Below are 21722 nucleotides of genomic sequence, written 5' to 3' on the forward strand. Positions count from 1 at the left end.
CTTTGCGTCATCGACTCCACGCGCCGCTTAACATGGGAAGGGTGACCCTCTCCCTCAACGATCTCCCGCTACGTGATGATCTTCGCGGACTGACGCCCTACGGCGCTCCGCAGGCGCCGCTCCCGATCGCCCTCAACGTGAACGAGAACACGCATCCCATCCCGGATGCGGTCGCGAGCGACATCCTCGACGACATCGCCCTGGCGATCCGTGACGTGAACCGGTATCCGGATCGCGAGTTCACCACATTGCGCGAGGCGTTCGCGGAGTACCTGGGGCACGGGCTCTCCGCGGAGCAGATCTGGGCGGGCAACGGCTCGAACGAGGTGCTCCAGCACATCCTGCAGGCCTTCGGTGGCCCCGGACGCACGGCCTTCGGCTTCGCGCCGACGTACTCGATGTACCCACTCATCGCGCAGGGTACGGGCGCGCGCTGGATCGCCGGGACGAGGCAGCCCGACTACACGATCACGCCGGAGGAAGCTGTCGAGCAGGTGCGCGCCGCCGACCCCGACGTGATCATCCTCTGTTCGCCGAACAATCCGACGGGAACTCCGCTCGGGCTGGACGTCGTCGAAGCCGTGTACGAAGCGGCGCGGGGCATCGTGATCGTCGACGAGGCCTACCAGGAGTTCGCACCGCACGACGCGCCTTCCGCGCTGACTCTGCTCGAGGGGCGCCCGCGCCTGGCGGTCTCCCGCACTATGAGCAAGGCCTTCGCCTTCGCAGGCGCCAGAGTCGGGTATCTGGCGGCAGACCCGACTTTCATCGATGCGCTGCGTCTGGTGCGTCTGCCGTATCACCTGAGCACGCTCACGCAGGCTGCGGCCGTCGCCGCGCTGCGCAATTCCGACGTGATGCTCGGCATGGTCGAGGAGATCGTCGAACAACGCGATCGCATCACCGCGACCCTCGAGGCCCTCGGCTACGCACCCCACGAATCCTGGTCGAACTTCGTCCTCTTCGGCGGCGTCGCCGACCCGCGGGCGGTGTGGCAGCAGCTCTACGATCGCGGTGTGCTCGTGCGTGACGTCGGGATCCCGGGTCACCTCAGGGTCAGCGCGGGCACCGAGGCCGAGACCACCGCGTTCCTCGATGCTCTGGCCTCGATAGGATCGGCATCATGAGCACCCCGTCACCGACCGCGCGCACCGCGAGCCGCGTGCGCAGCACGTCGGAGTCCACCGTCGAACTCGAGCTGAACCTCGACGGCACCGGTGCGAGCCGCATCGACACCTCGGTGCCGTTCTTCGATCACATGCTCACCGCTTTCGCGAAGCACTCGCTCACCGACCTGACCGTGCGCGCGTCCGGTGACACGAACATCGACGCACACCACACCGTGGAGGACGTGTCGATCGTGCTCGGGCAGGCGATCCTCGAAGCGCTGGGGGACAAGTCCGGCATCTCCCGCTACGGCGATGCCCTCGTCCCGCTCGATGAGGCCCTCGCGCAAGCCGTCGTCGACATCTCAGGGCGCCCGTACCTCGTGCACACCGGCGAGCCCGCAGGTTTCGAGCACCACCTGATCGGCGGGCACTTCACCGGCTCGCTGGTGCGGCACTCGTTCGAGGCGATCACCTTCAACGCTGCGCTCACCGTGCACGTGCGCGTGCTCGGCGGTCGCGATCCGCACCACATCGCCGAGGCGGAGTACAAGGCGTTCGCACGCGCATTCCGGCAGGCCAAGGCGCTCGATCCGCTGGTCGACGGCATTCCGTCCACCAAGGGCGCACTGTGAGCACGTCGCCCCGCGTCGCCGTCTTCGACTACGAGTCCGGCAACGTCCACTCGGCGGTCAAGGCGCTGGCCGCGGCCGGCGCGGATGCCGTGCTGACGCGCGATCGCAAGGTCGCACTCGAGGCCGATGGCCTCCTGGTGCCGGGGGTCGGTGCGTTCCAGGCGGTTCGTGACGCGCTGCACGCGCACGGCGGCGACGAGATCATCGACCGCCGTCTGGCGGGCGGGCGACCGGTGCTCGGGATCTGCGTCGGCATGCAGGTGCTCTTCGAGCACGGCGTCGAGCGCGGACGCGACACCGCGGGCCTCGGCGAGTGGCCAGGAGCGGTCACCGAGCTCAACGCACCCGTGCTGCCGCACATGGGCTGGAACACCGTCGAGCCCGGCGCCGACAGTGTTCTGTTCCGCGGCTTGGAGCAGGAGCGGTTCTACTTCGTGCACTCCTATGCTGCGCAGTCCTGGGAGCTCGACGTCATCCCGCCGTTCCCCGAGCCCGTGCTGACGTGGACGACCTACGGCGATCCCTTCCTCGCGGCCGTCGAGAACGGACCGCTCTCGGCGACTCAGTTCCACCCGGAGAAGTCGGGCGAAGCGGGCATCCAGTTGCTGCGTAACTGGGTCGGGAACCTCTGACCCCCACCGTGGACGTCATCCGTTTTGTCACCTGCCGTCCGGCGGACTACCCTCGACTCTCGTGCCCGTTCCGGGCTGCAGACCTTCCCTAGCCAAGGACCCCATGAACGACTTCGCGCAGTCTCCCTCGCTCACGCTCCTTCCCGCGGTCGACGTCGCCGGGGGCAAGGCCGTCCGCCTCACCCAGGGCGAGGCCGGAACCGAGACGAGCTACGGCGACCCGCTTGACGCCGCGGGGGAGTGGGCAGCGCAGGGCGCGAAGTGGATCCACCTCGTCGACCTCGACGCGGCCTTCGGTCGCGGGAGCAACGCGCCGATCCTGCGCAAGGTGATCAAGCAGTTCAAGGGCGTCAACATCGAGCTCTCCGGCGGCATCCGCGACGACGCGACCCTCGAGGCCGCCCTCGAGAGCGGCGCCACCCGCATCAACCTCGGCACGGCCGCTCTGGAGAACCCCGAGTGGGCCGCCGATGTGATCGGTCGCTACGGCGAAGCGATCGCGGTGGGCCTCGACGTGCGCGGGACGACCCTCGCGGCACGCGGCTGGACCAAGGAGGGTGGGGACCTCTGGGAGGTTCTCGACCGTCTGGAGGACGCCGGGTGCAGCCGCTACGTAGTCACCGACGTGACCAAGGACGGCACGCTCCGCGGCCCGAACCTCGAACTCCTGCGCGAAGTGACTTCGCGCACGCCGAAGCCGGTCGTCGCGTCCGGCGGGATCTCCAACCTCGACGACATCGCCGCGCTCCGTGACCTCGTGCCCCTGGGCGTCGAGGGTGCGATCGTCGGCAAGGCCCTGTACGCCGGCGCGTTCACGCTGGCTGAGGCACTGGATGTCGCAGGAGACTGACGCGCACGCCTGCGGGCCCGAGTCGCACGGTCAGGGCGACTCGGCCGGTGTCCCCTGGGAAGGACGCAGCTTCGAGTCGAACCCGCACGCGGCGGACGACGGATCGGCCGACCCGGCGCTGCTCGCCGCTCTGCAGCGTTTTCGTGCGGGAGAGGGCAGCCAGGTCGAAGTCGTCGACGCATTCCGTGCGGCCCGCGTGCTGATCCCGCTCATCGCCGAGAAGGGCGAGGAGGGCGTCGCGCCGAACGGTCTCGCCGTCGACAAGACGCAGGAGCTGTCGATCGTCACGGTCGCGGCTCCCGACGGGCGGCGGGTGCAGCCGGTGTTCTCGTCCGTCGAGGCGATGCAGAAGTGGGACCCCACGGCTCGCCCGATCCCCGTGGAGGCGCTCCGGGCGGCGCTGGCGGCGTCGGCCGAAGACACCGACCTGATAGTGCTCGACCCGACCTCCGACACGGAGTTCGTGATCCGGCGTCCCGCCGTCTGGGCGATCGCTCAGGGGCATGCCTGGGAGCCGAGCTTCCTCTCCACCGAGGTCTACACCGCGCTCCAGGAGAGTGTGGCGCACGAACTGGCCGTGATCGATGTGGCGGTGGCGTCCGGTGACCCCGACGCACGTCTGCGTGGCCCGGAGCTGATCGTGGTCCTGGAACTCGTCGACGGTCTGGAGCGCGAGGTGCTCGATGCCGTTCTTTCGCGCCTGGCTCAGCGCTGGGCGTCGGACGACCGCATCGCCGTCCTGGCGGACTCCCTCACCGTGAAGCTCCGTCGTAGCGTCTGATCCCTTTCGCTACGATCGGGGCATGCTCCGTGGTGTGATGCGTGCCATCGCGATCGTCGTGCTTCTCGGCGGCGCGCTGACGACCGCGACGGGGTGCGTGACCTTCGGTGCCTGTCCGGCGATCGGATGGACGAATGCTGTCGCGCTCGACACCAGCGCCGTCGCGGGGGTGGTGTCGGTGCAGTTCTGCATCGAGGGGGAGTGCTCCCCGGCTCCGGGTACAGAGCCGACTTCGTCGACCAATCTGTTCATGGTGACGCCGCAGGACGATGGGACGTGGGTGCTCGGGCTCGACATGTCGACCCCCGACGTCATCGACCTCCGCCTGTTCGACGCCCAGAACACGCTCATCCACGAGTCCGAGGTATCGATCTCGTGGACCCAATCGACCGAGCCGTGCGGTGGCCCCGCCACGGCGGATCCGATCGTCGTCGAACCCTGAACTAGTTGACCGGCCCGGTCCACTTCTCGCCCGGACCCTTGCCGATGGGGTCGGGGATCGAGGAGGCTTCGCGGAACGCGAGCTGCAGGGAGCGGAGTCCGTCGCGCAGCGAGCGCGCGTGCATGTCGCTGATCTCCGGTGCGCCGGCCGTGATGAGTCCGGCGAGGGCGTTGATGAGCTTGCGGGCCTCATCGAGGTCGAGCTGCGCCGCCGCGTCGGGGTCGTCGGCGAGGCCGAGCTTGACGGCTGCCGCGCTCATGAGGTGCACGGCCGCGGTGGTGATCACCTCGACAGCGGGTACGTCGGCGATGTCTCGAGTGGCCGACGACGCGGCCTCCTCCTGACGTGCCCAGCGCTCTTCGCGCTCGCGTGCGGCCTCGTCCGGTGCCTGGTTCGTCACTTCGCCTTGCTTTCTGTTAGACTTTGGCGGGCTCCGGAGCGTCATGCTCCGGATCGAAAGAGGATTCACTTCCCACCCGCGCTTGCCGTTCAAGGCTACCGGGTCTTGCACTCCACCGGCTCCGTTCGCAAGACGGACCCCGGCAGGCAGGGTGCGGAGCCGGCGTCTGAATGCCGGTGGGTGGGACGATTCCGATTTCGCCCGTGATGCAGACAGCATCGCGGTGGCCGAATCACATCGTCTAAGGAGTTCCGCATCAGCGATCCCCGTACCAATGAGCGCATCCGCGTCCCCGAGGTCCGCCTCGTCGGCCCCGCGGGTGAGCAGATCGGCGTCGTCCGCATCGAGGCAGCGCTGCGCCTCGCGCAGGAAGCCGATCTCGACCTCGTCGAGGTCGCCCCCAACTCGAAGCCGCCCGTCGTCAAGATCATGGACTACGGCAAGTTCAAGTACGAGGCCGCCCAGAAGGAAAAGGAAGCGCGCCGCAACCAGGCGAACACGATCCTCAAGGAAGTCCGCTTCCGTCTGAAGATCGAGGCTCACGACTACACGACCAAGCTGAAGCGTGCCGAGGGCTTCCTCAAGGCCGGCGACAAGGTCAAGGCCATGATCCTGTTCCGCGGTCGCGAGCAGTCGCGTCCTGAGCAGGGTGTGCGTCTGCTGCGCAAGTTCGCCGAAGACGTGGCTGAGCTCGGAACGGTCGAGTCGAACCCGACCATCGACGGACGCAACATGGTCATGATCGTTGCTCCACTGAAGAGCAAGTCCGAGGCCAAGCAGGAGCAGAACGCGGTTCGCGACGCACAGCGCGCAGCGAACAAGCAGGCCTCCCGCGACGCCAAGAGCGATGCCGACGCACCGGCAGCAGCTGCCGCGGAGTAGATCCGCCCCCAGAACTCCCGCACCGCGGGTTGACACCGTCGCCTGAGAAGGCGCCATACGAAGGAAGAGAAGATGCCGAAGCAGAAGACCCACTCGGGTGCTAAGAAGCGCTTCAAGATCACCGGCAGCGGAAAGCTGAAGAAGCAGCAGGCCGGGATGCGCCACAACCTCGAGCACAAGTCGAGCCGTCGCACCCGTCGTCTGAACCAGGACCAGGTGCTCTCGAAGGCTGACACCAAGGTCGCGAAGAAGCTTCTCGGCCGCTGACGCGCCCGACGCACGATAGGAACACAGGAAAATGGCAAGAGTCAAGCGGGCAGTAAACGCCCACAAGAAGCGCCGGGTCATCCTCGAGCGCGCAAAGGGTTACCGCGGTCAGCGTTCGCGCCTCTACCGCAAGGCCAAAGAGCAGGTCATCCACTCGCTGGTCTACTCGTACCGTGACCGTCGCAAGCGCAAGGGTGACTTCCGTCGCCTCTGGATCCAGCGCATCAACGCTGCGGCTCGCCAGAACGGCATCACGTACAACCGCTTCATCCAGGGCCTCGGCCTCGCGGGTGTCACCGTCGACCGTCGCATGCTCGCCGACCTCGCGGTCAACGACGCTGCCACGTTCACGACGCTGGTCGAGACGGCGAAGAAGGCTCTGCCCTCCGACGTCAACGCACCGAAGTCGGCTGCGTAAGCATCTCGCTCTGAACGGGCGTCTTCCTTCGGGGAGGCGCCCGTTTCGCGTATCCGGCGCCCACGGTGACCCTAGACTGTGAACGTGCTGGAGAACCCCCGTTCGCCCCGAGTCCGTGCCGTCGCGAAGCTGACCAAGCGCAGTGCGCGAACCGAGACGGGCCTCTTCCTTCTGGAGGGCCCGCAGTCGGTGCGTGAGGCGCTCACGTATCGTCCGGAGGCGATCGTCGAGCTGTTCGCGACGCCGAACGGGTGGGAGAAGCACCCCGACATCCGTGCGAAGGCCGTCGACGCCGAGATCGACGTCGAGTACGTCACGGAATACGTGTTGAACGCGATGGCCGACACGGTCACTCCGCAGGGGCTGGTCGCGGTCGTCCAGCAGACGCCGACCTCCGTGCGCGACATCTTCGACGCCTCGCCGCGTCTGGTCGCGATCTGCGAAGAGGTGCGCGACCCGGGGAACCTGGGCACGATCATCCGGGCGGCCGATGCGGCCGGAGCGGACGCCGTCGTGCTGACCGGCCGGACCGTCGACCCCTACAACCCGAAGGTCGTACGCGCCACGACCGGTTCGCTGTTCCACCTCCCGGTCTCGGTCGGGGGAGACCTCGACGATGTCGTGAAGCGCGCGCACGCGGCGGGTCTGCGCATCCTCGCCGCCGATGTGAAGGGCGACGACCTGCTGGAGGCCCGAGCCGAGGGCGTGCTCGCGGAGCCGACCGGATGGCTCTTCGGCAACGAGGCGCGTGGTCTGGAAGACGAGGCTCTCGGTCTCGCCGACCAGGTGCTGCGGCTGCCGATCTTCGGCAAGGCCGAGTCTCTCAACCTGGCCACCGCTGCCAGCGTGTGCCTGTACGAGAGCGCCTTCGCGCAGCGGGCGGCGTCGGTCGGCTGACGTCGACCGACGAAGGAAGCGGGTAACGGGGTCGATGAGGATTCTGATCGTCGAAGACGACGACCGTGTCGCTGCGGCGCTCGAAGCGTTCCTCGCCAGGTCCGGTTATGCGACGGTCCGTGCGTCCGATGGGACGACGGCGCTGGAGCTCGTCGGGGCCGAGACCGAGGTCGTGCTCCTCGACCTGGGCCTTCCCGATATGGACGGCGTCGATCTGTGTCGTCGCATTCGTGCCCGCTCCGAGGTTCCGATCATGATCGTGACCGCGCGAAACCAGGTCGCCGAGCGCATCAAGGGACTGCGTGCCGGTGCTGACGACTTCGTCGTGAAGCCCTATGACGTGCACGAGCTCCTGGCCAGGATCGAGGCAGTGACCCGGCGTTCGCGACCGATGCTGCCGGAGTCCGACGCGCGTGTGCGGCTCCTCGACGGATCGCTGGAGATCGACCTCGTCGGGCGGCAGGTCCTTGTCGGCGGTGCGCCGATCGAGCTCACCCGCAAGGAGTTCGACATCATCGCCGTGCTTGCGCGCTATCCCGGCGTGGCGGTTCCCAAGGAGCGCCTCATCCGCGAGGTGTGGAACACGGATTGGCGGGGCTTCGGGCACTCGCTCGAGGTGCATGTCGGTGCGATCAGGAAGAAGACCGGTTCTCGCGGTGTGATCGAGACCGTGCGGGGAGTCGGGTACCGGCTCGTGGGGTCCTGAGCCATGCGTCGGCGTCTCGTCATCGTCTTCCTCGTACCGCTCGTGGCGATCCTGGTCGCGCTGGGCGGTGCAGCCGGATGGAGTGCGGCACAGAGCGTGCAGCAGTCCTTCTACGCCCAACAGCTCGGCGACCTCGGCTACTTCGTCACGAGCGCGCGTCAGTCGCTGCGTTCCGGCAGTTCGGCGGTGATCGACGCCGAGGTCGACCGTTTCCAGGAGGTGTACGGGATCGAGGTGACGGTGTTCGATCTCGGAGGTGCTCCGTGGGCTGCGGGGGAGTCCGGTTCGACCGTGCTCGCGGAGGACGACGCGGAACGGGTGCGGCTGGCGCTCTCGGGGCGACGCGCCGAGCAGCCCGCGGCCGTGTTCCCCTGGACGGTGGCGGACGCCGCGCTGGCGGAGCCGGTGTTCGACGACGGCGACGTGATCGGTGCGGTGCTGGTCGCCGGGGATGTCGATGCCCCGCGGGCCGCGATCATGCAGCAGCTTCTGATCATCTCCGCCATCGCGCTGGTGCTGATCGCGCTCGGTGTGCTGCTCGTCTTCCGGCTCGCCCGGTGGGTGCTTTCTCCCGTGAGACGACTCGACGAGGCGATGGTGGCCATCGAGCGCGGCGAGATGGATGCGCGTGTCGCCGAAGACGCCGGCCCACCGGAGCTCCGTCGCATGGCGCGGGTCTTCAACGGGATGGCCGACCAGATCGAGCGCGTCATGACGCGCCAGCAGGAGTTCGCTCTCAACGCCTCGCATGAGTTGCGCAACCCGCTCAACGCTCTGCTCCTGCGCGTGGAGCACCTCGCAACCGGGCTCGGGCGGGAGTGGCGCGATGATGTGGAGGAGACGAGGGAGGAGGGGCGACGGATGACGAGGATCCTCGAGACGCTGCTCGGCCTCGCACGGAGCGGACGTGTGGACTCCGCGGTCTCCGCGGTCGACCTCGCGACTCTGTCCGCGCGCCGTCTCGATGCATGGCGTGACGTCGCCGGGCAGCGAGGAATCGCCCTGCGCTCGACGGGGGACCGATCGGTGATGAACGTGACCGACCGGACGGTCGTGGAGAGTGCCCTGGATGCCGTGATCGACAACGCCGTGAAGTTCTCGCCGGATGGCGCCGGCATCGACATCGGGGCGCGTCGAGAGGGAGGCGTCTGCCGGATCACGGTCCGCGATCATGGTCCCGGGCTGACCGCCGAGCAAGCCGCGGCTGCGACGGACAGATTCTGGCGGAGCGCCGAGAGCGAGGACACGCCGGGCACCGGACTCGGGCTCGCGATCGCGACCGACTTGCTGGCGACGGTCGGCGGTGAGCTGGCGGTGGCGGCGGCCGAGGGTGGCGGGCTCGAGGTCGTGCTGCTGCTTCCCGACAGGACGACCCCATGACGGCCGCGGTGCGACGGATGGTCGCAGGAATCCTCTCGCTCGTGCTGCTCGGGGCGCTCAGCGCCTGCAGCCAACGTGCGAGCGAGTGGACCGACGCGGAGTATGCGATCGCGGCCGGCGGTTCCACGGGTGTCTACTACGAGTACGGCAGCCGTCTCGCCGACGAGCTCTCTGCGGACCTGGACATCCGTGTCGTCGGGCAGGAGACGGCAGGATCGGTGGACAACCTGCTGCGCGTGGACTCCGGCGAAGCCCTGATCGGGTTCGCGCAGGGCGACGCAGCAGCCGATGCCGTGGCGGGAACCGGTGCCTTCGACGCGCCCCTCGAAGTGCGGGCCCTGGCGCGTCTCTACGACGAGTACGTGCAGGTCGTGGTGCGCGGCGACTCCGATGTGACGAGCCTCCCGGATCTTGCGGGACGGACGGTCTCCCTCGGTGCGGAGAATTCGGGGGTGAACGTGATCTCCGCACGCGTGTTGGATGCCGCGGGCGTCGACGTCGGATCGCTCCAGGATCCTCAGCTCGACCTCGGTGAGTCGATCGCGGCGATGGAGCGCGGGGAGATCGACGGGTTCTTCTGGGTGGGCGGGCTGCCGACGCCGGGAATCGCCGCCCTCTCGCAGACGACATCCGTGCGTCTGCTCCCGATCGAGCAGGACTGGGTGAACGAGGTGAACGACCGCTACTCGGATGCCTATCGTCCCGCCGATGTCCCGGCCGGCACCTATGGCATCGCGGCCTCGGCGCCGACCATGGCCGTCCCGAACTACCTCGTCACCGCGTCGTCGACCCCGAGCGGCGTCGTGCGCGACATCCTGGCCGGACTCTTCGATGCCCGCCTGCGGATCGCGGGGGAGGTGCCGGCCGCCGCGCTGCTGGATCGCCGATCGGCGATCTTCACCGGGCCCGTCCCGCTGCATCCGGGTGCGGTCGACTATTACCGGGACCTCCGGGGCTGACTGCTCAAGAAATCCTCAAGAAGTCTGACACCGGGCCCGTGGCTCTGCCAATGTGAGGTCGATCGCGAGCGATCGGATCCTGCAGCTCCGCTGTCGCTGGGGGGCGAGGCCGCAGGACGATCCCGCGGCCCGTGGGGGCGGGCCGTGGGGTACCCGTGCAGAGCAGCATTGGTACCGCGATCAGGTGATTACGAACGTGTAAATCTCACCGAGGCGCCTGGAGACCCGCGTCCGACGTGGCTAGTTTGGAGAAATGATGACCTCTGATACACCCCTCGTCGTGGTCGAGAACGTCCAGAAGCACTACGGAGATTTCCAAGCTCTCGCCGACATCGACCTCACGGTCAACTCGGGAGAGGTCGTCGTCGTGATCGGCCCGTCCGGCTCCGGCAAGTCGACCCTGTGTCGCACGATCAACCGACTCGAGACGATCACCAGCGGCACCATCCGCATCGACGGCAAGGAGCTGCCCGCCGAGGGCAAGGGCCTCGCCCACCTCCGTGCGGATGTCGGCATGGTCTTCCAGTCGTTCAACCTGTTCGCCCACCTCACGATCCTCGAGAACGTGACCCTGGGACCGATCAAGGTCCGTGGCCTCAAGAAGGCGGATGCCGAGGCCGAGGCGATGATGCTGCTCAAGCGCGTCGGCGTCGCCCAGCAGGCATCGAAGCTCCCCGCGCAGCTCTCCGGCGGCCAACAGCAGCGTGTGGCGATCGCCCGAGCGCTCGCGATGCAGCCGAAGGTCATGCTCTTCGATGAGCCGACCAGCGCGCTCGACCCCGAGATGATCAACGAGGTCCTCGACGTGATGGTCGAGCTGGCCCACGAGGGCATGACCATGATCGTCGTCACGCACGAGATGGGCTTCGCCCGCAAGGCCGCCGACCGAGTGGTCTTCATGGCCGACGGGCGAATCGTGGAGGAGGCGACTCCCGAGGAGTTCTTCACGAACCCGAAGAGCGACCGTGCCAAGGACTTCCTGTCGAAGCTCCTGACGCACTGACGCACCCGACCACACAGACCCTGCACACACAGCACACGAAGGAGACGCACATGCGACGCACACGGACACTGGCAGGCATCGGAATCGCAGCGGTGGCACTGCTCGCGCTCACGGCCTGCAACAGCGGCACGCCGTCGAGCTCGGGAGCCCCGGAAGACGGCGGCGAGGAGGAGACCTCCAGCACGCCCTGGACCGTCCTCGAGGATGTCAGCATCGACGGGAGCCCGACGTTCGATCGGATCTCGTCCTCCGGCACCATCAAGGTCGGCGTCAAGGAAGATCAGCCGGGTCTCGGATACCTCGACCCGGTGACGGGTGACCGCACAGGCTTCGACGTCGACATCGCCCGCTGGATGGCTGCTTCCCTCGGGGTCGACCCGGAGAAGATCGAATTCACGGCGATCGCCTCGGCGAACCGCGAGCAGGCGATCGTGAACGGCGACATCGACTACTACGTCGGCACCTACTCGATCACGGACAAGCGCAAGGAGCAGATCGCCTTCGCCGGACCGTACTTCCTGACCGGACAGGGTCTCCTCGTCGGTGCCGACAGCGACATCGAGAGCGTGGACGACCTGAGCGACTCGACGACAGTGTGCTCTGTGACCGGCTCGACGCCGATCCAGAACATCAACACCAACTACCCGGACGTTCCCACGAAGGAGTACGACACGTACTCGAAGTGCGTCGAGGACCTCAAGAACGGGCAGGTGGATGCCGTCACGACCGACGAGGCGATCCTCATCGGCTACGCGGCACAGGACCCGGACAAGCTGAAGGTCGTCGGCGAGCCGTTCAGCGAGGAGCGCTACGGCATCGGCCTCGCCAAGGGCGATGACGCGCTGGCCGAGTACTTCAACACGCAGCTGACCGACGGTGGCGACATCTGGCAGCAGATCTTCGACAACAACCTCGGCGCCTCCGGCGTCGAAGCCGAGCAGCCCGAGGTCGACCCGATCGGTTGATCGCATGGGGCGGCCGACACCATCGGCCGCCCCATCCATCAGCAGGATCGTCGCGAGAACACGAATCGACAGGAGCAGCCGTGGGAGTCATCAGCGACCACCTCGATCTCTGGGGTGAAGCACTGTGGGGAACGATCGTGCTGTTCCTGGGCGGCGGTCTCATCGCCCTGGTGCTGGGATTGATCGTCGGGGCGGCACGGGTGTCCCCGGTGCCGATCGCCCGGGCGGTCGGCGGCGTCTACGTGAACTGGATCCGCAACACCCCGCTCACCCTCGTGATGTTCTTCTTCGCGTTCTGCCTGCCGATCCTCCTGGGCGAGCGGGTGAACGCCCTGCTGCTCGCCGTCATCGCGCTCGGTCTCTACACCGCGACCTACGTCGCCGAGGCGTTGCGGGCCGGTATCAACACGGTGCCGGTCGGGCAGGCCGAGGCGGCGCGGGCGATCGGTCTCAACTTCGGTCAGGTCATGCGCTACGTCATCCTGCCGCAGGCCACGCGCTCGGTGGTCCCGCCGATGATGAGCGTCCTCATCGCCCTCATGAAGAACACCACGGTGGCGGCCGGATTCTCGGTCGTCAACCTCGGCACCATCCGCGCCGCACTGAGCGAGCGCGGCGAGAACGCCCTCGTCGTCCTGCTGTGGGTCATGGTCATCTTCGTGGTGCTGGTGCTGCTGCTCGCATGGGTGCAGCGCACGCTCGAGAACAAGTGGAGGATCGCGCGATGAGTTCCGTCCTGTTCGACGTCCCCGGCCCCCGTGCCGTCGCCCGCAACCGTCTCATCGGAGTCGCGACGGTCGTCGTCGTCCTTGCCGTGCTCGGCTGGGTCGTATGGCGGCTGTTCGCCACCGGACAGTTCACCGCCGAGAAGTGGAACATCTTCACGTTCTCCGCCGTCTGGGTCCGTTTCGGCGAGGGTCTGCTGGCCACGCTGGCCGCCTTCGGCGCCGCCGGGGTCGGTTCGATCATCCTCGGCTTCGTGCTCGGCATCGGTCGTCTCTCGGAGCACGCCTGGGTGCGTGAGCCCGTGCGCTGGATCATCGAGGTCCTGCGAGCGGTGCCCGTGCTCATCCTCATGATGCTGCTGTACTACGGCCTGCCCGTGCTCGGTGTGAAGATGCCGCCGTACTGGGCGGTCGTCATCGCGCTCATCGTCTACAACGGCTCGGTGCTCGCCGAGGTCTTGCGCGCCGGCATCGAGTCGCTGCCTCGCGGGCAGGCGGAAGCCGGGTATGCGATCGGACTGCGCAAGACCGGGGTGATGTACTTCATCCTGATCCCGCAGGCCGTGCGGGCCATGATGCCCGTGATCATCGCGCAGCTCGTCGTCGCCCTGAAGGACACCGCGCTCGGGTTCATCATCACCTACCAGGAGCTGCTCTACGTCATCAACCAGATCGGCAACCAGGCGCCGTACGGCTCCCCGCTGATCCCCGCCGCCATCATCGGCGGATCGATGTACGTGGCCGTGTGTCTGCTCCTCTCCTACGTCGCCTACCGCCTGCAGCGTCGGGCGAAGCGCTCGCCGAAGGCGGGACCGGCTGTGCCGGATCCCCGACAGCACGGCGGGGAGACGAACACCTCCCTCATCGTGCTGCAGGGCGACGGGCCTGAGGCGCAGCGCTGAGCCGCGAAAGGGAGCCGCGCGCCCCCGGTAGACTCGATTCTCGTGTCAGAGTCTCCTGAAATCACCCCGGAAGCGGTCGAAGCCGCTGTCGCCGACGCCCTCGCGGCGATCGCCGCAGCCGCCGACACCGCCGAGTTGAAGGCGGCTCGTGCCGCACACGTCGCGGAGGGTTCGCCGCTCGCGGTCCTGAACGCCTCGATGCGCCAGGTCGCCCCCGAGAACAAGGCCGCGTTCGGCAAGCTCGTGGGCCAGGGGCGCGGGCAGGTGACGCAGGCGCTCGCGGCCAAGGAGGCAGAGCTGGCCGCCGCTGAGGTGGCTGCGCGTCTCGAGGCCGAACGTGTCGACATCACCGCCGTGCCCTCGCGCACACGGGTCGGCGCCCGGCACCCGCTCACGCTCCTCCAGGACCAGGTCTGCGACATCTTCGTCGGCATGGGATGGGAGATCGCGGAGGGACCGGAGCTCGAGCACGAGTGGTTCAACTTCGACGCCTTGAACTTCGACGTCGACCACCCGGCCCGTCAGGAGCAGGACACCTTCTACGTCGACCCGACCTCGCGTCACCTGGTCATGCGCACGCACACGAGCCCGGTGCAGGTGCGGTCGATGCTCGACCGCGAGGTGCCGATCTATGTGCTGTGCCCGGGGCGGGTGTACCGCACCGACGAGTTCGACGCCACGCACCTGCCGGTGTTCACGCAGTTCGAGGGGCTCGTCATCGACAAGGGCATCACGATGGCGCACCTCAAGGGCACGCTCGACCACTTCGCGAAGCAGCTCTTCGGTCCCGAGGCCGAGACGCGCTTCCGCACCAACTATTTCCCGTTCACCGAGCCCTCCGCCGAGCTCGACCTGTGGCACCCGACCTTCAAGGGCGGCGCGCGCTGGATCGAGTGGGGCGGCTGCGGCATGGTCAACCCGAACGTGCTGCGCGCCGCCGGGATCGACCCCGAGGTGTACAGCGGCTTCGCGTTCGGCATGGGCATCGAGCGGGGCCTGATGTTCCGCAGCGATGTACAGGACATGCGCGACATGGCCGAGGGCGATGTCCGTTTCAGCGAGCAGTTCGGGATGGTGGTGTGATGCGCGTCCCGCTTTCGTGGTTGCGTGAGTACGTCGATCTGGCAGCGGATGCCACGCCCGAGGATGTCCTCGCGGCGCTGGTGACCGTCGGCTTCGAAGAGGAGGACGTGCACCGCTTCGAGATCGCAGGTCCCGTCGTCGTCGGGCAGGTCGTCTCGATCGAGGCCGAGCCGCAGTCCAACGGCAAGACCATCAACTGGTGCCAGGTCGATGTGGGCGAGGCGAACGGCGGCATCCGCGGGATCGTCTGCGGCGCGCACAACTTCGTCGCCGGCGACAAGGTCGTCGTCACGCTGCCGGGCGCCGTGCTGCCTGGCCCTTTCCCGATCGCCGCCCGCAAGACCTACGGTCATGTCTCCGACGGCATGATCGCCTCCGCGCGCGAACTCGGCCTGGGTGACGAGCACAACGGCATCATCGTGCTCTCCGACCTCGGCATCGACGCGCCGGTCGGCACCGACGCGATCGCGCTGCTCGGCCTCGACGACGTCGCGGTGGAGATCAACGTCACCCCCGACCGCGGCTACGCGTTCTCCCTGCGCGGTGTCGCCCGTGAGTACGCACACGCCACGGGGGCGGAGTTCCGTGACCCCGCCGAGCGCGACTTCGCCGAACTCCAGCCGGGAACCGGGCACACGACCGTGGTCGACGACGTCGCGCCCGTGCGCGGCCGCGTCGGCGCGAGCGAGTTCGTGACCCGTGTCGTGCGGGACGTCGATCCCACGCGACCAACTCCGCCGTGGATGATCGCGCGGCTCAGCCTCGCGGGTATGCGCTCGCTGGGCGTCCTGATCGACATCACCAACTACGTCATGCTCGAGCTGGGGCAGCCGCTGCACGGTTACGACCTCGACAAGCTCGCGGGAGGAATCACGGTCCGCCGTGCCACCCCGGGCGAGAAGATGACCACCCTCGACGGCGTCGAGCGCTCGCTGCACGTCGAAGACCTCCTGATCACCGACGGGTCCGGTCCGATCGGCCTCGCCGGCGTCATGGGCGGCGGCACCACCGAGATGAGTGACACCACCCGCAACGTCCTCATCGAGGCCGCGAACTTCGACCCGATCACGATCGCCCGCACCGCCCGTCGGCACAAGCTGCCGAGCGAGGCATCCAAGCGCTTCGAGCGCGGTGTCGACCCGCTCATCCCGTTCGTCGCCGCGCGCCGGGCTGCCGACCTGATGGTCGAGCTCGCCGGAGGCACGCTCACGGAAGAGGGCGGGGCGCTGTTCGCGGAGGTCTTCGTCCCAGACATCGAGCTGCCCGCGGGCTTCGTGCAGGGACTCATCGGCGTCGACTACTCCGACGACGAGATCACCGGCGCGCTGACCACCATCGGCGCTGACGTCACCGCGGCGGAAGACGGCTCCGGCTGGACCGTCATCCCGCCGACCTGGCGGCCCGATCTCACCGACAAGTGGACATTGGCCGAGGAGGTCGCCCGCATCCACGGTCTCGACCGCATCCCCTCGGTGCTGCCGACGCCGCCGTCCGGCCGCGGGCTCACCGCTCACCAGCAGGGGCGTCGCCGCGTGGCCGACGCCCTCGCCGCCGCCGGCCTGGTCGAGACCCCGTCGTTCCCCTTCACCACCGAGGCGCAGAACGACCTCCACGGCTCCGCCTCGGGCGAGCACCTGCCGAGCATCCGCCTGGCGAACCCGCTCGACGGGCAGGCGCCGTTCCTGCGCCGCTCGCTCATCCCCGGATTGCTGCAGACCGCGCACCGCAACATCTCGCGTGGACTCACCGACCTGGCGATCTACGAGACGGGCGCCGTGTTCCTCCCGGAGCCTGGTGTCGAGTACGGCACCGACGAGGTGCCGCCGCTGGGTGAGCGTCCGTCGGACGAGACGCTCGCGGCCTTGAACGCCTCGATCCCGCCGCAGCACCGGTTCATCTCGGCGCTGCTGACGGGCCATGTCGCACCGCGGCAGCCCGGCCGTCCGGCCGAGGCGGCAGGACTCGTCGAGGCGCTGGACGCCGTTCGGGTGATCGCGGCCGCCGCCGGTGTCGAGATCGACGTCGTACAGTCGGAGCGCGCCGCCCTGCACCCGGGTCGTACCGGGTCACTGCGTGTCGCAGGCGAAGAGGTCGGCTACGTCGGCGAACTGCACCCGGCCGTGGCTGAGGGAGCCGATCTCCCCGGGCGCGCGACCGTGTTCGAACTCGACCTCGACCGCCTCCTGACGCTCGCGGGTGGCCGCGTCGTCGCGGCATCCCTGTCGACGTTCCCCGCCGCCACGCAGGACGTCTCGCTGACGCTGCCGGCGGAGGTGCCGGCCGCCGACGTGCAGGCCGCACTCGCCGAGGGCGCGGGTGCGTTGCTCGAATCGGTGCGACTGGTGGACGACTATCGCGGCGAAGGCGTGCCGGAGGGCTCGAAGAGCCTGACGTTCGCGCTGCGTTTCCGCTCCGGCGACCGCACGCTCACGGCAGCCGAGGCCACCGCGGCCAAGCTCGCCGGTGTCGAGGTCGCCGCCCAGCGCTTCGGAGCTGCACTGCGCGACTGAGTCGTCTCCGCGGAAGCCCTGATCTGCTCTGAGCGGAAGGGCTTCCGCGGGTGCCCGGTTGCTGATGACATGGGTCCATGACGGACGTGCTGATCCTCGGTGGAACGGGCTGGCTCTCCGGGCGCATCGCCCGCCGATGGCTGGATGCGGGAGCGACGGTGACCTGTCTCGCGCGCGGCAGGCGCCCTGCGCCGGAGGGTGCCGTGCTCGTGCGTGGTGACCGAGACGCCCCCGAGGTGTACGGCCGGCTTGCGAGCCGGGAGTGGGACCACGTGGTCGACATCTCGTCGCAGGCATCACAGGTCGAGGCCGCCGTCGGGGCCCTCGGCGAGCGTGCCGCACGGTGGACGTACGTGTCATCCATGTCGGTGTACTCCGACGACGAGACGATCGGTGCCGACGAGTCGGCACCGCGGCATCCGCCCGCTCGCCCCGGCGACGAGTACGAGTACGGACCGCAGAAGGCGGCGGCCGAGGATGCCGTGGGCGCCCTGGGCGATCGCGCGCTCATCGTGCGGCCGGGGCTCATCGTCGGCGACGGCGATCCCAGTGATCGATTCGGCTACTGGGCAGCGGCGTTCGCGCGGGCGGGTGCGGAGCCGGTGCTGCTGCCGCCGCTCGACGGGCGGAGCGCACAGGTGATCGATGTGGACGATCTCGCCGACTTCATCGCCACCGCCACCGTGAGCGGGCCGGTGAACGCGATCGGCGACCGGCACTCCCTCGGCGACGTGCTGCAGGCTGTCCGGCCGGCCGCGGGGCACACCGGCGAGACTGTGGTCGCCGAGGAGGAGTGGCTCGTCGCACACGAGGTCGGGTACTGGGCGGGGCCGAGATCCCTGCCGCTGTGGCTCCCGCCGGAGATGACGGGCTTCATGACCCGGTCGAATACCGCCTACCGCGATGCGGGTGGACGGCTGCGGCCGCTGAACGACACCATCCGGTCGGTCGTCGCCGATGAGCGAGAGCGCGGAGTCGACCGCGACCGTCGTGCTGGACTCACCCGAGCGGAGGAGCGGGCCCTCCTGGCCGATCGATAGACGCTTCTAGCCGATCGCTAGACTCTGAGCAGTGACACGGGGTGCCGCATCCGCGGCTGAGAACAGACCCGTCGAACCTGATCTAGTTCGTACTAGCGAAGGGATGTCGCGATGAGCGATTTTCTGCGTCCTGATTCCACCACCGATCTGCCCGGTGCCGCCGCGGCGCTGTGGGGGGTGCTGCGCGAGACGCCCCCGCTGACGCACTGCATCACCAACACCGTCGTCACCGGGTTCACCGCTAACGTGCTGCTCGCCCTGGGCGCCGCCCCGGCCATGGTCGACATCGTCGGAGAAGCCGAGATGTTCGCCGGCGTCGCCTCGGGTGTGCTGATCAACCTGGGCACGCCGACCCCGGAACAGCGCGCGGCGAGTCTCGAGGCCGTGGCGGGAGCTGCAGCATCCGGCACTCCCTGGGTGCTCGACCCGGTCGCGATCGGAGCCCTTCCGATCCGTACCGCCCTGGCGCACCGGCTGGCGGAACTTCGACCGACGGCGATCCGCGGCAATGCCTCCGAGATCCTCGCGCTCGCCGGCCTCAGTGCCGGTGGTCGCGGAGTCGATGCGACGGACAGCACGGATGCCGCCGCCGACGCGGCCGCTGTGCTCGCGCGAAGCACGGGCGCCGTGATCGCGGTGTCCGGTCCGGTCGATCTCCTCACAGATGGGGAGCGCGTGCTGTTCCTCGCGAACGGCCACGAGCTGCTGACCAAGGTCACGGGCGGAGGCTGCGCTCTCGGGGCTGTGATGGCCGCATTCCTCGGTGCTGCGCGGAACACCGGACACGACGCGCTCACGGCCGTCGCCTCCGCGAGCCTCGTGTACACGGTCGCCGCGGAGCGCGCGGCCGCCGCGTCGAACGGTCCCGGCAGCTTCGCCGTGGCGCTGCTGGATGCGCTCGCCGCGCTCGGCGCCGCCGACGTGATCGCGGACGCCCGCGTGGTGGCGGGTGCGCTGTGAACGCCGATCTCTCCCTCTACCTCGTCACGGATGCGCCGCTCTGCGGAGAGCGTGGTGTGGTCGAGACCGTCCGCCGTGCTGTGGACGGGGGCGTCCGCATCGTGCAGCTTCGAGACAAGAGCGCATCCGATGCCGAGACGGTCGAGCAGCTGCTCGCGCTGTCGCAGGCCATCGCCGGCCGCGCACTGCTCGTCGTGAACGACCGGCTGGATGCCGCGGTCGCCGCTCGCCGCCGTGGTGCGCGCATCGACGGCGTGCACCTGGGGCAAGGCGATGCGTCGGTGCTGCGGGCGCGCGAGTCTCTCGGGCCGGATGCGCTTATCGGCCTCACCGCGAACACCCCCGAGCACCTCGACGCCGTTCTCGCGCTGCCCGCGGGAACCGTCGACTACCTGGGCGTCGGAGTGATCCGCCCGACCTCGACGAAGCCGGATCATCCCGCGCCCCTCGGTGTGCGAGGGTTCCGCGACTTCGTGGCGCGCAGCCCGCTCCCGTGCGTGGCGATCGGGGGAGTGGGCATCGATGACACCGAAGCCCTTCGCGATGCCGGTGCCGACGGCCTCGCCGTGGTGTCGGCGCTGTGCGCGGCCGAGGATCCGGCAGCGACCGCCGCGGAGTTCCGGCGACGGTGGCGCGCGGGCACCGTGCCGCGGGTGCTCAGCATCGCCGGGAGTGACCCCTCGGGCGGGGCGGGCGTCCAGGCCGACCTCAAGTCCATCGCCGCGAACGGCGGGTACGGCATGGCCGTCCTCACCGCGCTGACCGCGCAGAACACCCGGGGTGTCCGGGCGGTGCACGTGCCGCCCGCAGACTTCCTCCGGGAGCAACTCGATGCGGTGTCGGACGACATCGTGATCGATGCCGTGAAGATCGGGATGCTGGCCGAGACGGAGGTGATCCGCGCGGTGGGCGAGTGGCTCGATCGGATGCGCCCGCCCGTCGTCGTGCTCGACCCGGTCATGGTCGCCACGTCGGGGGACAGGCTCCTCTCGCCGGATGCCGAGCGGGAGCTGCGCGGTCTGCTCGGCCGCGCGACGCTGATCACCCCGAACCTCGCCGAGCTCGCGGCGCTGACCGGCCGGGACATCGTCGACTGGGCCGACGGCGTGGTCGCTGCCGAGGAGCTGTCGGCCGAGATCGGTGCCGCCGTGCTCGTCAAGGGCGGTCATCTCACCGGCGACGAGGCTCCGGACGCGCTGGTCGACGCACGTCGCGGCCTTCGCCAGGAGTTCACCGGACCGCGCATCGTGACGGCGAGCACGCATGGCACGGGCTGCTCGCTCTCCTCGGCGCTGGCCACGCTGCTGGCCCGGGGGAGTGAGCCCGAGGAGGCGGTGCGCGCGGCACGTGCCTGGCTCCGCGAGTCCCTCCGCGCAGGGGACGGGCTGCGCGTGGGGCGCGGGCACGGCCCGATCAGCCACTTCGCCGGGCTGTGGGACCGTGGGGGTTCAGCGACGCGACCCGAGGCGACGGACATCGCCGCGGGCTGGTGGCAGGGAGTCGCCGGTATCCGTGCCGGGATCGATGAGCTGCCGTTCATCCGCGCGCTCGCCGACGGCTCTCTCGAGCGCGCGCCGTTCCTGTCCTATCTCGCGCAGGACGCGCTGTATCTGCGCGACTACGCCCGGGTGCTGGCCGAAGCCGCCCGCCTCGCGCCGACCTCGGCGGAGCAGGCATTCTGGGCGGAGTCCGCCCACGGCTCGATCGTCGGCGAATTGGAGCTGCACGCATCATGGCTGACCCCGTCGCAGGGGGTGAGCGCGGCGACATTCGCGGCGGAACCCTCCGCGGTGACGACGGCGTACCTCGATCACCTGCGGTCCGTCGCATTCGGCGGCGACTACGCCGAGATCGTCGCCGCCGTGCTCCCATGCTTCTGGCTCTACACGGACCTCGGCCGGCGCCTGCACGCGGGCGAACTCGGCGAATACGCGACGGATCCGCAGCATCCCTACGCCTCGTGGCTCGCGACGTACGCCGACCCCGCATTCGAGCAAGCGACCCGGACGGCGATCGAGTACGCGACGGCAGCGGCCGCGGCGGCGGATGCCGACACCAGGGCGAGGATGCGGCGGGCCTTCGTGTCCTCGAGCGCGCACGAGCTCGCCTTCTTCGCCGCACCGCTGGAGTCGTCGCTCCCTGGATGACGAGCCGGATTTGCGGTGGCTGCCGAGGCCGC

23 protein-coding genes and 1 riboswitch are annotated in these 21722 nt (G+C 68.9%); of the genes, 22 read left to right on the forward strand and 1 reads right to left on the reverse strand.

The annotated features are described in order from the left end of the window. The first annotated feature begins 41 nt into the window (after positions 1 to 41). The 6 genes from ACFC14_RS18330 (at position 42) to ACFC14_RS18355 (ending at position 4446) form a co-directional block, all read left to right on the forward strand. Complete coding sequence (locus ACFC14_RS18330; protein ID WP_376107840.1) at positions 42 to 1127, forward strand: histidinol-phosphate transaminase; 1086 nt, start codon at positions 42 to 44, stop codon at positions 1125 to 1127. After that, positions 1124 to 1741 carry an imidazoleglycerol-phosphate dehydratase HisB gene (gene hisB / locus ACFC14_RS18335; protein ID WP_376107843.1) on the forward strand — a complete coding sequence of 206 codons (618 nt, stop codon included), beginning with the start codon at positions 1124 to 1126 and terminating at the stop codon, positions 1739 to 1741. The genes ACFC14_RS18330 and hisB overlap by 4 nt, the downstream gene beginning before the upstream one ends. After that, positions 1738 to 2373, forward strand: a complete 636-nt coding sequence (hisH, locus tag ACFC14_RS18340; RefSeq protein ID WP_376107846.1) for an imidazole glycerol phosphate synthase subunit HisH — start codon at positions 1738 to 1740, stop codon at positions 2371 to 2373. The genes hisB and hisH overlap by 4 nt, the downstream gene beginning before the upstream one ends. 103 nt (positions 2374 to 2476) lie before the next feature. After that, on the forward strand, positions 2477 to 3223 hold the full coding sequence (priA, locus tag ACFC14_RS18345; protein WP_136041697.1) for a bifunctional 1-(5-phosphoribosyl)-5-((5-phosphoribosylamino)methylideneamino)imidazole-4-carboxamide isomerase/phosphoribosylanthranilate isomerase PriA: 747 nt from the start codon (positions 2477 to 2479) through the stop codon (positions 3221 to 3223). Next, the gene (locus ACFC14_RS18350; protein ID WP_376107850.1) at positions 3207 to 4004 is read left to right on the forward strand and encodes an SseB family protein; all 798 of its coding nucleotides are present in this window, start codon (positions 3207 to 3209) and stop codon (positions 4002 to 4004) included. Before priA ends, ACFC14_RS18350 begins: the two co-directional genes overlap by 17 nt. A gap of 22 nt (positions 4005 to 4026) precedes the next feature. Then, complete coding sequence (locus tag ACFC14_RS18355) at positions 4027 to 4446, forward strand: hypothetical protein (RefSeq protein ID WP_376107853.1); 420 nt, start codon at positions 4027 to 4029, stop codon at positions 4444 to 4446. Between the two features lies 1 nt (position 4447). Here the strand turns inward: ACFC14_RS18355 and ACFC14_RS18360 are convergent, their stop codons facing one another. Continuing rightward, entirely contained in the window at positions 4448 to 4846 is a 399-nt protein-coding gene (locus ACFC14_RS18360; RefSeq protein ID WP_116636340.1) for a DUF1844 domain-containing protein, read from the reverse strand. A 255-nt stretch (positions 4847 to 5101) separates the two neighbouring features. On the opposite strand from ACFC14_RS18360, the gene infC reads away from it, so the two are divergent. The 16 genes from infC (at position 5102) to ACFC14_RS18440 (ending at position 21690) form a co-directional block, all read left to right on the forward strand. Continuing rightward, positions 5102 to 5728 (forward strand): translation initiation factor IF-3, encoded by a 627-nt coding sequence (infC, locus tag ACFC14_RS18365; protein WP_136041694.1) that lies wholly within the window; start codon positions 5102 to 5104, stop codon positions 5726 to 5728. A gap of 72 nt (positions 5729 to 5800) precedes the next feature. Beyond that, positions 5801 to 5995, forward strand: coding sequence for a 50S ribosomal protein L35 (gene rpmI / locus ACFC14_RS18370; protein ID WP_017828564.1), 195 nt, complete (start codon positions 5801 to 5803; stop codon positions 5993 to 5995). A gap of 31 nt (positions 5996 to 6026) precedes the next feature. Continuing rightward, entirely contained in the window at positions 6027 to 6413 is a 387-nt protein-coding gene (rplT, locus tag ACFC14_RS18375) for a 50S ribosomal protein L20 (RefSeq protein ID WP_029262486.1), read from the forward strand. Between the two features lie 84 nt (positions 6414 to 6497). Continuing rightward, positions 6498 to 7310, forward strand: coding sequence for a TrmH family RNA methyltransferase (locus ACFC14_RS18380; protein ID WP_376107860.1), 813 nt, complete (start codon positions 6498 to 6500; stop codon positions 7308 to 7310). Between the two features lie 34 nt (positions 7311 to 7344). Next, positions 7345 to 8016 carry a response regulator transcription factor gene (locus tag ACFC14_RS18385; protein WP_376107863.1) on the forward strand — a complete coding sequence of 224 codons (672 nt, stop codon included), beginning with the start codon at positions 7345 to 7347 and terminating at the stop codon, positions 8014 to 8016. 3 nt (positions 8017 to 8019) lie between these two features. After that, positions 8020 to 9396 carry an ATP-binding protein gene (locus ACFC14_RS18390; protein ID WP_376107866.1) on the forward strand — a complete coding sequence of 459 codons (1377 nt, stop codon included), beginning with the start codon at positions 8020 to 8022 and terminating at the stop codon, positions 9394 to 9396. After that, positions 9393 to 10355 carry a TAXI family TRAP transporter solute-binding subunit gene (locus tag ACFC14_RS18395; RefSeq protein WP_376107868.1) on the forward strand — a complete coding sequence of 321 codons (963 nt, stop codon included), beginning with the start codon at positions 9393 to 9395 and terminating at the stop codon, positions 10353 to 10355. Before ACFC14_RS18390 ends, ACFC14_RS18395 begins: the two co-directional genes overlap by 4 nt. Positions 10356 to 10611: 256 nt before the next feature. Beyond that, positions 10612 to 11358, forward strand: coding sequence for an amino acid ABC transporter ATP-binding protein (locus ACFC14_RS18400; RefSeq protein WP_376107961.1), 747 nt, complete (start codon positions 10612 to 10614; stop codon positions 11356 to 11358). A 50-nt stretch (positions 11359 to 11408) separates the two neighbouring features. Then, positions 11409 to 12323 carry a glutamate ABC transporter substrate-binding protein gene (locus ACFC14_RS18405; protein WP_136041689.1) on the forward strand — a complete coding sequence of 305 codons (915 nt, stop codon included), beginning with the start codon at positions 11409 to 11411 and terminating at the stop codon, positions 12321 to 12323. Between the two features lie 80 nt (positions 12324 to 12403). Then, entirely contained in the window at positions 12404 to 13051 is a 648-nt protein-coding gene (locus ACFC14_RS18410) for an amino acid ABC transporter permease (RefSeq protein ID WP_136041688.1), read from the forward strand. Beyond that, positions 13048 to 13950 carry an amino acid ABC transporter permease gene (locus tag ACFC14_RS18415; protein WP_136041687.1) on the forward strand — a complete coding sequence of 301 codons (903 nt, stop codon included), beginning with the start codon at positions 13048 to 13050 and terminating at the stop codon, positions 13948 to 13950. Before ACFC14_RS18410 ends, ACFC14_RS18415 begins: the two co-directional genes overlap by 4 nt. Positions 13951 to 13992: 42 nt before the next feature. Beyond that, positions 13993 to 15033, forward strand: coding sequence for a phenylalanine--tRNA ligase subunit alpha (pheS, locus tag ACFC14_RS18420; protein ID WP_376107873.1), 1041 nt, complete (start codon positions 13993 to 13995; stop codon positions 15031 to 15033). After that, positions 15033 to 17543 (forward strand): phenylalanine--tRNA ligase subunit beta, encoded by a 2511-nt coding sequence (pheT, locus tag ACFC14_RS18425; RefSeq protein WP_376107876.1) that lies wholly within the window; start codon positions 15033 to 15035, stop codon positions 17541 to 17543. Before pheS ends, pheT begins: the two co-directional genes overlap by 1 nt. A 77-nt stretch (positions 17544 to 17620) precedes the next feature. Further along, positions 17621 to 18583 carry an NAD-dependent epimerase/dehydratase family protein gene (locus ACFC14_RS18430; RefSeq protein ID WP_376107879.1) on the forward strand — a complete coding sequence of 321 codons (963 nt, stop codon included), beginning with the start codon at positions 17621 to 17623 and terminating at the stop codon, positions 18581 to 18583. Between the two features lie 27 nt (positions 18584 to 18610). Continuing rightward, positions 18611 to 18704, forward strand: a riboswitch (TPP riboswitch). Further along, a complete protein-coding gene (gene thiM, locus ACFC14_RS18435) occupies positions 18695 to 19543 on the forward strand; it encodes a hydroxyethylthiazole kinase (RefSeq protein ID WP_376107882.1) in 849 nt (282 codons plus the stop codon). It overlaps the preceding riboswitch by 10 nt. Continuing rightward, positions 19540 to 21690, forward strand: a complete 2151-nt coding sequence (locus tag ACFC14_RS18440; protein WP_376107884.1) for a bifunctional hydroxymethylpyrimidine kinase/phosphomethylpyrimidine kinase — start codon at positions 19540 to 19542, stop codon at positions 21688 to 21690. The genes thiM and ACFC14_RS18440 overlap by 4 nt, the downstream gene beginning before the upstream one ends. The last annotated feature ends 32 nt before the right edge of the window (positions 21691 to 21722 follow it).

This window comes from Microbacterium sp. NPDC055988 (genome assembly GCF_042269505.1).
In the GTDB taxonomy this organism is placed as follows: domain Bacteria; phylum Actinomycetota; class Actinomycetes; order Actinomycetales; family Microbacteriaceae; genus Microbacterium.